Source organism: Ruegeria sp. J8, assembly GCF_056531925.1.
In genome coordinates, this window is record NZ_JBQFMR010000007.1 from 28,659 (window position 1) to 41,084 (window position 12,426).

General features: G+C 59.1%; 10 protein-coding genes. 7 read left to right on the forward strand and 3 right to left on the reverse strand.

The window, feature by feature from the left end:
- Positions 1 to 10: 10 nt before the first annotated feature.
- Positions 11 to 1,921, reverse strand: a complete 1,911-nt coding sequence (locus ACR0L1_RS15160) for an ABC transporter substrate-binding protein (RefSeq protein WP_170769882.1) — start codon at positions 1,919 to 1,921, stop codon at positions 11 to 13.
- On the reverse strand, positions 1,914 to 3,686 hold the full coding sequence (locus ACR0L1_RS15165; protein ID WP_170769883.1) for an ABC transporter ATP-binding protein: 1,773 nt from the start codon (positions 3,684 to 3,686) through the stop codon (positions 1,914 to 1,916). Before ACR0L1_RS15165 ends, ACR0L1_RS15160 begins: the two co-directional genes overlap by 8 nt.
- A gap of 233 nt (positions 3,687 to 3,919) precedes the next feature.
- Here ACR0L1_RS15165 and ACR0L1_RS15170 point away from each other — a divergent pair, with 233 nt between their 5' ends.
- From ACR0L1_RS15170 to ACR0L1_RS15200, 7 genes are all read left to right on the forward strand, one after another.
- The gene (locus ACR0L1_RS15170) at positions 3,920 to 4,417 is read left to right on the forward strand and encodes a class I SAM-dependent methyltransferase (RefSeq protein WP_331252079.1); all 498 of its coding nucleotides are present in this window, start codon (positions 3,920 to 3,922) and stop codon (positions 4,415 to 4,417) included.
- A gap of 11 nt (positions 4,418 to 4,428) precedes the next feature.
- Positions 4,429 to 5,058, forward strand: a complete 630-nt coding sequence (locus ACR0L1_RS15175) for a glutathione S-transferase family protein (RefSeq protein WP_480859670.1) — start codon at positions 4,429 to 4,431, stop codon at positions 5,056 to 5,058.
- Positions 5,059 to 5,169: 111 nt separating this feature from the next.
- Positions 5,170 to 7,572, forward strand: a complete 2,403-nt coding sequence (locus ACR0L1_RS15180; protein WP_480859672.1) for a GcvT family protein — start codon at positions 5,170 to 5,172, stop codon at positions 7,570 to 7,572.
- Positions 7,573 to 7,574: 2 nt separating this feature from the next.
- The gene (locus ACR0L1_RS15185; RefSeq protein ID WP_480859673.1) at positions 7,575 to 9,125 is read left to right on the forward strand and encodes a trimethylamine methyltransferase family protein; all 1,551 of its coding nucleotides are present in this window, start codon (positions 7,575 to 7,577) and stop codon (positions 9,123 to 9,125) included.
- Positions 9,126 to 9,800, forward strand: a complete 675-nt coding sequence (locus tag ACR0L1_RS15190) for a TetR/AcrR family transcriptional regulator (protein WP_170782943.1) — start codon at positions 9,126 to 9,128, stop codon at positions 9,798 to 9,800.
- Complete coding sequence (locus tag ACR0L1_RS15195; protein ID WP_480859676.1) at positions 9,797 to 11,101, forward strand: NAD(P)/FAD-dependent oxidoreductase; 1,305 nt, start codon at positions 9,797 to 9,799, stop codon at positions 11,099 to 11,101. Before ACR0L1_RS15190 ends, ACR0L1_RS15195 begins: the two co-directional genes overlap by 4 nt.
- Positions 11,102 to 11,155: 54 nt before the next feature.
- Positions 11,156 to 11,887: a hypothetical protein gene (locus ACR0L1_RS15200; RefSeq protein ID WP_170790335.1), complete on the forward strand. Its 732-nt coding sequence runs from the start codon at positions 11,156 to 11,158 to the stop codon at positions 11,885 to 11,887.
- Here the strand turns inward: ACR0L1_RS15200 and ACR0L1_RS15205 are convergent.
- The gene (locus ACR0L1_RS15205; RefSeq protein WP_480859864.1) at positions 11,884 to 12,243 is read right to left on the reverse strand and encodes a DUF3307 domain-containing protein; all 360 of its coding nucleotides are present in this window, start codon (positions 12,241 to 12,243) and stop codon (positions 11,884 to 11,886) included. The two genes, ACR0L1_RS15200 and ACR0L1_RS15205, sit on opposite strands and share 4 nt — an antisense overlap.
- Between the last annotated feature and the right edge of the window lie 183 nt (positions 12,244 to 12,426).

Below are 12,426 nucleotides of genomic sequence, written 5' to 3' on the forward strand. Positions count from 1 at the left end.
GCTGCTCCTGTCAGTCGGCGAAGTAGAACTCGTCAGGGCGATGGATGCCGAAATGCGCGCCGGGTTCCCATGCCCACATGGCCTGTTCGGGCACGTTGCGCAGGCGGTTGGACACAACGATGGGCTGCGGGGCGCCATTCAGAATGCCGATGGCATAAAGCTGATCGGCGTGTATCTTCAGCATCTCGGACCAGACGGCCTTGCGTTCGTCATCTGATGTGGCGATTTCCCAGTCATGGGCAAGTTCCATCAGGCGCTCGGCCTCGGGCATATCGGGCGCTTCGCCGACATCGCCGCCGGTCTGGTAATACTGCCCCCATTTAGGCCAGGCCAGAAACACCTGATCGGTGGGTGCCAGATAGGCGGGTGAGGTGTGGGCCTGCGGGATACCGTCATCCCAGCCAAACCAGACCGAGGCCATGGTGTTACCCGCAAACACCCGGTTCCGCAGGATGTCCCGGTCCAGCGGGCGCATCACCAGATCGACGCCTATCTCGCGCCATGTGTCGGTAACGATCTGCAAGGCGTTCTCGACCTCTTGCCGCTCACCGGCGGTTTCAATGATCAGCTCCATCGGGCGGCCATCGGGTAGCAAACGAATACCATCCTTGTCGCGCTGGTTCAGGCCAGCTTCGTCCAGCAAAGCGTTTGCGGTTTCGATGTCATATTGCGCCCAGGCCTTGGCGTTTTCCTCGTCATAGAAGGGTGAGGCAGGCAGAACCGACATCGCGCCCGGTTGCGCCAGTTTGAAGTACAGCGCCTGATTGATCGTCTTGCGGTCAATGGCCAGCGACAGCGCGCGACGCACGCGCACGTCGCGCAGAACTTCTCGCCATCCGTCATCGGCAAAGTTCAGGTTGGGATAGATCGCAATCTGCGAGGCAACACCGGTTTTCCACAGCAGGGTTTTGTAATTCCCCCCGGCTTCACCCTTTTTCAGGATCGAGGCGTCCCGGAACGCCAGCCCACGCCCTTGCAAATCGGTCTCGCCCGCATTGGTCTTGGCGGCGACCAGACCGGGTGCCACGATCTCCATCTCGACCACGTCGATATAGGGTAGTTGCACACCTTTGCTGTCGATGCGGTGGTAATAGGGGTTGCGGACAAAGTTGTGCCGGATCTTTTTGCCCGAGCTGGCATTCAGCCAAGGTTGCAGCGTCGGCAACTCGTGATTGTCGAACTTATAGAGGTTATCCAGCTTGTTATGTAGCGCCGCCCAGCTTTTGACGCGGGCGTCTTCGACCTGAAAGGCCAGCTCATCGGCGTCAGCGAAGCTCTCGTGATATTGTTTCAGAAACGCGGATGGGCGGTAGATGAACGGCGGGCGCGCCTGTGCCAGTGATTGCAGGAAATCAGGGTTCGGGTCGGCCCATTCGAACACGATGGTCGTTTCATCAGGGAAAGTGACGGTCGGGCTCTTGCCTTCGACAATCAGGAAATCCGGCGGCCCCGACGGGCTGAGCAATTCGTTATTGGCTACGTCCTCCCACCAGTATCGAAAATCTTCGGACGTAAAGGGCGACCCATCGGACCATTTGTGGCCTTCGCGCAGGTTCAGGGTGAATTTGCGGTTGTCTTCATTGGTGAAGGATTCCAGCAGATCAGGGACAATTTCGTAATCTTCGTCAAAACCGACCAGGCGGGCATAGCCATAGACAACCATCTGCCGAATGTCCTTGGATCGCGTCACCATGGTGCGCAACGTGCCGCCCGGCGTTCCGAACTCACGCCCTTTGGCGGCCAGATCGACCACCAGCGGCTCAGCCGGTAGGCGTTCTGCGACGGGAGGCATGTTTCCGGCGGCCACTTCGTCTTCCCAGAACGCGCTTTCCTGAGGGGTGGGGGTCTCTGCAGTGGCGGGCAGAAACCACAGCGCCGACATTGCGGCTGCCAGGATCAGGGGGCGAGTGGTCTTAAACATGGCATCGTACCTTATGGCCGGGCTCCATTTCCACCAATGATGGTATCACGGAGTCGGTAAATCGGAAGGCGTCATCCCAACTGTCGGGCGAACCGGCGCCCAAAGCAACCAAATTCAGGTCGATGGGCCGGTTGATGTCGGGTTCCGGTTGTGCGGCGATCAGCGCCTTTGTGTAGGGGTGGTGCGGGTTGTAGAACAGTGTCTCGGGCGGGGCTTGTTCCACCACAAGGCCCCGGCGCATCACTGCAACTTCGTCTGCGATGCGCGCCACGACCGCAAGGTCGTGCGAGATAAAGAAATAGGACAGTTTCAAGCTGTCTTGCAGGTTTTCCAGCAGCGTCAGGATCTGTTCCTGCACCGAGACATCCAAAGCCGAGGTCGGCTCGTCACAGACAATCAGCTGTGGGTCCAGCATCATCGCCCGTGCGATGGAAAGGCGCTGTCGCTGACCGCCTGAAAACGCGTGAGGATAGCGTTTCAGCATGTCGGCGTTCAGCCCGACCCGTTGCAGCATCTCGGCCGCTTTGTCCCGTTGTTCAGCGGGCGAGCCGATCTTGTGGATCTCCAACGGCTCGGTCATCGCGTCCTGAATGCGCATCCGCGGGCTGAGCGAGCTGTAGGGGTCCTGAAACACCATCTGCGCCTTGCGCTGAAACGCAGTGCGCTGGGCGCGGGTCATGTGGTGAACCGTGATCGGGTCGGCGTCGGGCGCGGTGCGAAACAGAACCTCTCCGCCCGGATCGGGGGGCTCGGCCCCGAGCGCAATGCGGGCGGCCGTGGTTTTGCCTGATCCGCTTTCGCCGACAATGGCCAGTGTCTTGCCACGTGCCAGATTCAGATCGACACCGCGACAGGCATGGATCAGCCGGTCACCTTGCCACCCTTTGCTGGAGCGCATGGTATAGGTTTTGGAGACACTGTTCATTTGCAGGATTAGGTCCTCGCCGGGCATCGGAATGCCAACAGCTTCCTTGTCGGGAATCTGGGGCGCGGCGTTGAACAATTGCTGGGTGTAGGGATGCGCAGGTGTGGTCAAAATAGGCGCGGCCGCCCCGGATTCCATCACCCTACCCTTGTGCATAACGACCACTTGTTCGGCCATATTGGCAACGACGCCCAGGTCGTGGGTCACAAGGATCAGCGCCATGCCCGTCTCGCGCTGCAACTCTTTGATCAACCCCAAAACCTGCGCCTGCGTGGTGACATCCAGCGCGGTGGTTGGCTCATCCGCGATCAGCAGTTCCGGCTTGGCAACCATTGCCATGGCAATCATCGCACGTTGGCGCATGCCGCCGGACAGCTCGAACGGGTAAGAATCATAGGCGCGCTGGGGGTCAGGAAAGCCCACGCGTTCGAACTGGGTCAGAACTTCTTTGCGGGCCTGCGCCTCGGACGCGCCGCGATGCAGCCACAGAACCTCGCTGACCTGATTGCCGATCTTGTGCAAGGGCGACAGCGACCGCATCGGTTCCTGAAAAATCATCGAGACCCGATTGCCGCGAATGTCACGCATCTGGCGCTCACTGATTGCCGTCAGGTCTTCCAATCCTTTGGAATCATTCAGAGTAATGGTGCCGCTGCGTATCTGGGCCGTGCGCGGCAGGATGCGAAGCGCTGCGCGGCACGAGATGGTTTTTCCAGACCCGGACTCGCCCACCAACGCCAAAGTCTGCCCGGCCTCGACGTCGAAACTGACGCCCTGAACCACGGCCTCACCCGCACCGAAGCCGATGCTGAGGTCCCTGACAGACAACAACGCAGTCATGCGGGTTTCCCACCCGTTCGGCCGTCACTCGGCATAGGCTTGATCAACTCCCCGTGTTTTTTGTCGCAGTTTCGCGCGGTTGGGCCTGATTAGTCAAACCCGTTCTTGGGCTGAAATGTCGCGGGAATATGAAACTGAGGCGAAATTGCCTACACAAACCCTTGAGGATTTGTCATCACAGGCGGCGTCGATGCCTGATTAAGCTTCGGCAACTATCAAGGAGAGATTTTCCCGTGCCCGATCCCCAAAGCCGCCTCGATCTGTTCATTGACCGCATGGTCTCGCAACGGGCCTGTCTGGACTATGCCATCGCTCAAACGCAGGGGATGGACGGGCCGGTGTTCGAGCTGGGCCTGGGTAATGGCCGTACTTATCACCACATGGTGCAGTATGTGCGGAACCGCCCGGTCTATGTGTTCGAACGCGCCGTGGCCTCGCACCCGGATTCGACCCCGCCGGAAGATCTGGTGATTTTGGGCGATGTGCGCGAGACGTTGCCCGCATCGCTGGATCGATTCGGCGCTACGGCCAGTTTGATCCATGCCGATCTGGGCGGGCATAACCGCGAAAAGAACGACGCTTTTGCCCGGTTCGTGTCCCCGTTGATCGAGCCGCTTCTGGCCGAGGGCGGGTTGATGGTCTCCAGCGACCGGATGTATTTCGATGGGCTGACTGAACTGCCCCTGCCAGACGGAGCAGTTGAAGGGCGTTGTTTCATTTATCGCCGCTGAAGGGGGCTCTAATGCTATTCTACGATTGCTCGACTGCCCCGAACCCACGCCGCGCGCGGATGTTCATTTCTGAAAAAGGGCTGGAGATTGAGACCCGCGATATCTCGATCGCAAAGGGGGAACAGCTGGCTGAGGACTTCTGTGCGATCAACCCCAATGCCACGCTGCCCGTGCTGGTGACAGATGAAGGGACGGTATTGACCGAAAACCTCGGAATCGCGGCCTATCTTGAGGCGCAGTTCCCAGAACCGCCGCTGATGGGGCGTACCCCGGATGAAAAAGGGTTGGTTTTGATGTGGAACAGCATCGTCGAACAGCAAGGTGGTGCCCCTGTGGCCGAGGCGCTGCGCAACGCGCATCCAGCTTTCGAAGGCCGAGCGATTCCCGGTCCTGCAAACTATGCCCAAATTCCCGAGCTGGCGCAGCGCGGGGTCGAGCGGGTGGAACGGTTCTTTGCGATGCTTGAAAATCGGCTGAAAGACAGTGCCAATGTGGCTGGGCCAGAGTTTACGCTGGCCGATATCTCGACCTTTGTGTTTGTGGATTTCGCTCGGGTGATCAAGATGCGGATCCCGCAGGAAAATTCGGCGACGCTTGCGTGGTTCGATAAGGTCGCCGGCCGCCACAGCGCCCAGCTTTAAGGCCCATTGAACCCCGAGAGGCGTTCTAAAGTTCAGAACTGTACAGAAATGTCTAGACAGATATGAACAGTGCGTCTAGCGTTCCCCGCGAGCCATGCAGGGGAGGGCAAGATGAAATCTCAGTATCGCGTAGTGGTCATTGGGGGCGGCGTCGTGGGGGCGTCTGTATTGTATCATCTGGCCAAGTTTGGCTGGTCGGATGTGGTTATGCTGGAACGGCGGCGGTTGGCCTCGGGGTCGTCTTGGCATGCGGCGGGCGGTATCCATGCGTTGAACGCCGATCCCAACATGGCGGCGTTGCAAGCCTATACAATCGACCTGCTGAGCGAGATCGAGAAAGAATCCGGCCAGAATATCGGCCTGCACATGACTGGTGGTCTGACTTTGGCTGGTACACCCGAGCGTTGGGAGTGGTTGCAGGCCAATTACCGCATCTTCCAGTCCATCGGCATTGATGATTGCGAGTTGCTGACCCCGGAAGAGGCGCAGAGGCGTTGTCCGATCATGTCGACCGAGGGCGTGTTGGGCGCAATGTGGGCTGATCGCGAGGGATATATCGACACAACCGGCACGGTGCAGGCCTATGCGACAGCAGCCAAAAAGCGCGGTGCGGAATATTACGAGGAAACCAAGGTCGAAAGCCTGACGCAGACGGCCGATGGTTGGTTAGTTGTCACCGACAAAGGCACCATCACCTGCGAGCATGTGGTCAACGCAGCGGGTCTGTGGGCCAAGCAGGTGGGACGTATGGCCGGGGTCGAATTGCCGGTCTCGCCGCTCAAGCACCACTATCTAATCACCGACACGGTGCCCGAGGTCGCGCAAGCGGATTTCGAGATGCCGATGACCGTGGACCTAGAAGGGTTCACCTATATGCGGCAGGACCAGAAAGGCGTTCTGGTCGGTATTTATGAAGTTGAGCATGAACACTGGGCGATGGATGGCGCGCCGTGGAACTATGGCGAGGAACTGTTTCAGGAACAGCTGGATCGGATCGAGAATGAGCTGACGCTGGGCTTTGAGCGGTATCCGTCGATCCAGAATGTGGGCATCAAGACCTGGGTGAACGGCGCGTTTACCTTTGCGCCGGATGGCAACCCTCTGGTCGGGCCGGTGCCCGGCAAGCGCGGCTATTGGTCGGCCTGTGCGGTGATGGCCGGGTTCTTGCAGGGCGGCGGCGTTGGCAAAACACTGGCCGAGTGGATGATCCATGGCGAGCCCGAGGCGGATGCGTGGCCGATGGATGTGGCGCGTTTCGGGGATTTTGCGCAGAACAAGCGGTATATCCGCGAAACCACGGGGCAGTTCTATTCGCGCCGCTTCGTGATGACCTATCCGAACGAGCAACTGCCCGCAGGCCGCCCGCTGAAAATGGCCCCCGCGCACGACGCGATGACCGAGGCCGGGTGCAAGTGGGGCGTCAGTTGGGATCTTGAGGTGCCGCTCTATTTCGCGCCGAAAGGGTTCGAGGAAACGCCGACGCTCAAACGGTCAAACGCGCATGACATTGTGGCCGAGGAATGCAAGGTGATCCGCGAAGGTGCGGGTCTTTTGGATATTTCCGGCTTTTCGCGTTTCGAGGTCAGCGGCCCCAATGCGCAGCTTTGGCTGGACAAGGTCATGGCTTCGAAACTGCCTGCGCCGGGGCGTGCCAAGCTTGCCCCGATGCTGGGCGAGAACGGGCGGCTTAAAGGTGATCTGACTGTCCTTAACTGGGGCGACGGAACGTGGTGGATCATGGGTAGCTACTACCTGCGGGCCTGGCACATGCGCTGGTTCGATGACCACATGATTGACGGTGTCTCGGTCCGCGATCTTGGTGAGAAATATTGCGGATTCGCCGTGGTTGGACCGAAGTCGCAGGCGGTGGTCGAGAAACTGGCCGAGCAGGATATCGCAAGCCTTCCTTTCATGGGCTGTGGGGATTTCGACATCGGTCTGGTCCGCGCGCGCGTGGCCCGCATGTCGGTGACGGGCGAGAAAGGCTATGAGATCAATTGCCGCTATGGTGATCACATCAAACTGCGCCGAATTTTGCTTGAGGCCGGGGCTGACGAAGGCATCCGCGAATGTGGCTTTAACGCGATGCTGTCTACGCGACTTGAGAAAAGCTTTGGGATCTGGTCGGCTGAATTTACTCAGGCGTACACGCCGGGCATGACCGGGATGGATCGTTGGATCGACTGGGACAAATCCTTTGTGGGCAAAGAGGCCGCCATGGCCGAACGCGACGGCAACGGACCAGCGCAGGTTCAGGTCACGCTAGAGGTCGATGCGCTGGATGCGGATGCCAGCGGGTATGAACCGATCTGGTCGAGTGATGAGCGGGTGGGTTTTGTGACCTCGGGCGGCTACGGGCACTACACCGGCAAATCTCTGGCGATGGCCCTGGTTAACCGCGACAAGGCCGAGCCGGGGACCGAGTTGTCCGTGCATGTGGTTGGCGTCGAGCGTCCCGCGCGGGTCATTTCTGCTTCGCCCTACGATCCGCAGGGCAAAGCGATGCGGGGTTGAACATGAACGCGCAAACGTCTGAACGGGGCCGAAGACGGCGTGGGCGCGGTGGGGACACCGCGCCACCGCCCAGTCGCGACGTCAACTACCGCCAGCTCAGAAATCCCTTTCCGCAGATGGAAGTGTTCCCTGCAGATCAGATCGCGGACATTCACAACACTGCGCTGCGCATCCTGCAAGAACTTGGGGTCAAGGTCCTGCTGCCGGAGGCACGTCGTATCTATGTCGCTGCTGGAGCGCGCGTGGATGAAGGCAGTGAAATGGTTTTTATCGGTCGCGACATGGTTGAGGCCGCCGTCGCCTCGGCCCCCAAGTCGATTGCCTGCCGTGCCGGGTCACGTGGTCGCGATTTCACGCTGGAGCTGGGCTCATTGGTGTTTCAGCCAGGGGCGGGGGCGCCAAACGCCACCGATCTGGAAAGGGGTCGCCGTCCTGCGACGGGGCAGGATTATCTGGATTTCCTGAAGCTGACGCATCATTTCGATGTGTTCCAGATGATCTCACCCCAGGTAGAGCCGCAGGATGTGCCGACCAATTTGCGGCACTATTTCACCACGCAGGCGCAAATGGAACTGACAGACAAGTTCCCCTTCTTCTTCTCGCGCGGAACGCCGCAGGTGATGGATTGTTTCGAAATGCTCTCGACCGCGCGGGGGCTAAGCGATGACGAATTCCGTACAAACCCGCATTGTTACACGATCATCAATACCAACAGCCCGCGCACGCTGGATATCCCCATGGCACAGGGGCTGATCGATTTTGCGCGGCATGGGCAGATGTCGATTATCACGCCTTTTACCCTGATGGGAGCAATGGCCCCGATCACCGTGGCGGGCGCGATCACACTGTCCCATGCCGAGGCTCTGGCGGCATTGACCCTGACCCAACTGACCAAACCCGGCGCGCCAGTTTGCTATGGCACGTTCACCAGCAACGTGGACATGAAATCGGGCGCCCCTGCTTTCGGGACGCCCTCGCATTTTCAAGCGTCACTGGCTGCAGGGCAACTCGCGCGGCATTTGGGCTTGCCATGGCGATCCGCTGCGGGATCGGCTTCAAACATTAACGATGTGCAGGCGGCGAATGAGAACCAGTTTGGCCTGTGGGGCTGTCTAATGGCCGGGGCCACCGTGATCATACACGCGGCAGGATGGTTGGAGGGCGGGCTGTCCGTTTCATTCGAAAAGCTTGTCTGTGACGCCGAGGTGCTGAACATGGTGGCCGAGCTTTGCGCAGGCGCTCAGGCCGGCGCTGCCGAGATTGGTTTTGACACCGCGCTGAGCGAGGTCGACCCTAGCGGGCATTTCTTTGCCTCAACCCAGACTATGGAACGGTACAACACCGAATTCTATCAGCCCCATGTCCATGACTACGCCAATTTCGGGACGTGGACCGAGCGTGGCTCGGTCGATGCCAATCACCGCGCCACCGAAGTTTGGAAGGGTATCCTTAATGATTTCAAGCCCCCCAGCAGCAACAGCGACCAGCTGGGTGCCTTGCAGGATTTCATCGCGCGCAGGACCGCCGAGGGCGGCGCGCCGCCGGAGAGTTGAATGAACACCAAACCCATTCTTCACCGTGATGATCCGGATGCCGAACCTTTGGTCGGCAATATCAAGGTCACGCGGGACGACTGGCTGAATGTCGCGATGGACGTGCTGATCTCGGACGGGGTCGAGCAGGTCAAGGTGATGAACCTGGCCGAGCGTATGGCCGTGTCGCGGTCGTCTTTCTATTGGTATTTCAAGTCCCGGCAGGAGCTGTTGGATGCGTTGCTCGCCAAATGGCAGGCGACCAATACGGCGGCCCTGATCGCCCAATCCGAACTCCCTGCCGCAACGATCACCGCCGCTGTTTGCAATGTGCAGCGTTGTGTCGTGAACTCTGAACTCTTCGATACCGCGCTGGATTTTGCCATGCGCGACTGGGCGCGGCGGTCGGGCAAGGTACGGCGAATGCTGGATCAGTCAGATGCACGGCGGCTGGCGGCGCTGCGGGCAATGTTCATCCGCTATGACTATGATGAGACCGAGGCCGAGACGCGGGCGCGCGTGCTCTACTACATGCAGATCGGGTACGATTTGGCGCAGCTAAATGAGCCGATGTCGCTGCGGCTGTCGTTGGTCTCTCACTACCTGTTTGTTTTCACTGGTGTGGAACCGCTCGACGAAGAGATCGAGGAGTTCAGCGCCTATTCGCGGTTTTACTGGGAGAAGAACACGTCATGAGTCAACCTGACGCAATCATCATCGGCACCGGAGTGATCGGGGCTGCCGTCGCATTCGAGATGGCCAAGGCAGGATGGAAAACCCTGTCACTGGACCGCAACGCTCAGGTCGGGCACGGGTCCACAGCCGGGTCCTGCGCCATCATTCGAATGCACTATTCGACCTTCGACGGCACTGCGTTCGCGTGGGAGGGGTATCACTATTGGCGCGACTGGGCTGCCTATCTGGGCCTGCCCGCTGATGCCAATCTGGCGCAGTTCCGCGAGACGGGGTGTCTGGTGATGAAGACCGATGCCAACGGGATGCTGGACAAGCATATGAAAAACAGCGCTGATCTGGATTGCCCGTTTGAGGAATGGTCGCCTGAGAAGATCACCGAGCGCTTGCCTGTCTATTCGCTGGACAGTTTCACGCCGCCCAAACGCATGGATGACCCGGAATTTGGCCAGCCCAACGGGGGCAAGATGCAGGGCGGGGTGTTCTGGCCGCAAGCGGGCTACGTTACCGACCCGGCACTGTCGGCGCAGAACCTGATGGACGCGGCCAAATTGAACGGGGCCGAAGTATGCACCGGGGCCGAAGTGGTCGAGATTCTGACCGAGGACGGGCGCGTGGCCGGGGTCAAGCTGGCCTCGGGTGAGGAAATCCGTGCCAAGGTGGTGGTGAATGTGGCTGGGCCGGGCTCGGCCATCATCAACGGTATGGCGGGTGTGCTGGATGACATGACCATCGAAACCCGCCCCCTGCGGCAAGAGGTGGTGCACGTCCCCGCGCCCGAAGGGTTTGATTTCGAAAACGACGGCACCATCGTGTCGGACAGCGATATCGCGCTTTACTGCCGGCCGGAACATGGCAACCACATCCTTGTTGGCTCGGAAGATCCCGAATGCGATCCGCATCAGTGGTGCGAGGATGACGTGCACTACAACCGCGACTTCACCGATCAGTGGACCACTCAGGCGATGCGCTATGCACAACGGGTGCCCAGCCTTGGCATTCCCTCGAAAACGCGCGGAGTGGTGGACTTGTATGATGCGTCGACCGACTGGATTCCGATCTACGACAAATCCAGCCTGCCGGGGTTCTACATGGCCTGCGGGACCAGCGGGAACCAGTACAAGAACGCGCCAATTGCCGGCAAGATGATGGCCGCGCTGATCAACTATTGCGAGGGCGGTGCAGATCACGACACGCAACCGCTGCAATTCGAACTGCCCTATATCAAGCGAATGATCGACGTGGGGTTCTATTCTCGTAAGCGCCCCATTAACGAAGAAAGCAGTTTTTCGGTTCTGGGCTAGCCGTCAGGCTGAATCGCTCTAGAATTCCGGGAGCAGAATGGGACGGAGCCCAGAATGACCGAACCGAGGAACCGAGTTCTGATACTGGGCAGCGCCCCAAGCGCAGTGGCCGCCCGACAGTGGCCCCGCGCGCCCTTTACCCATATAGTCGCCATCAATAATGCCTGGCGTGTCCGACCGGATTGGGATGTGTTGATTCACCCCGAGGATTTTCCGGTCGATAACAGACCTGCCGCGTCAGATCCGGGTCAGCGCATTGTCGAGGCCTCGGAGTATGTTCCGCTGCAAAATGCTTATGGCGGTTTCGTCTATGCGGGCGGGACGATGGCCTTGACGGCTGGGTATTGGGCTTTGGCATCGCTGCGCCCGGCGGTTCTAGCCTACTTTGGCTGCGACATGATTTACCCGAAAGTAGGCAAGACGCATTTCTACGGTCGCGGGGCCGCCGATCCCTTGCGTGATGATGTCACGCTTAGATCGCTCGAGGCCAAGTCCGCGCGTCTGGGCTTGTTCGGGGCTGCGCAGGGCTGCCGGGTCGTGCGGCTGTCGCAAGGGTGCAGCAGGTTGGTCTACCCCTCAGTTTCCACGACCTCTTTGATGTCACCTCAGTTGCCATCGACGGATGGGATGGACAACGTTTTGCGGTGCGAACGGGATCTGGGATATTATGTTCCGAGTGGTCGGTATTGGGAACATGCAGACAATTTTGACGTTGAGAAGCTGGATGTGCTGGATGACATGTGGTTGTCGATCTACAGTCGATCCGGCCTTGTTGACGTGGCCTAAACCGCAAATTTTACCCAAGCCCAGACCATAGCGACATACGTCAGATTGTGCAGGCATTGGTCTAGACCGGCAGCACGCCAGAAGGCCGATTGCGTCGGTACCAGTTGCTTTTTGTCGGAATAACTGGCCTTGGCGAAATCAATGTTGAAATGAACGATCCATTCCAACGCGGCGATGATCAGAATAAAGGCCCAGGGCGCGCCGAACAGCAAAAACACAAGGACAGAGCCCACTACATGCACCGCTGCATGTTGTGCCCGTCCCATGTGAAGATATTCTCCGCGTCCCGCCAGCATTTTTGGCGTTTGGAGGTAGTAGTCCGCAAACATATGTTTGATCTGCAATAAGCAGAGCATCAAAAACACTGCGCCTAAACTGGCATGCAAATGAATCCTCCCGACATCGTCCTGATGCAAAGTCTAGGCGCTAACTTGTGGTTGCGCAAATGAACTTGTTCACATTCGGCAAAAATCTGATCAAATTGGAAACTGTTTGCGTCGCTGGTCTCGATTGCGGTAAATTCAAAGCAACGGTTGTGC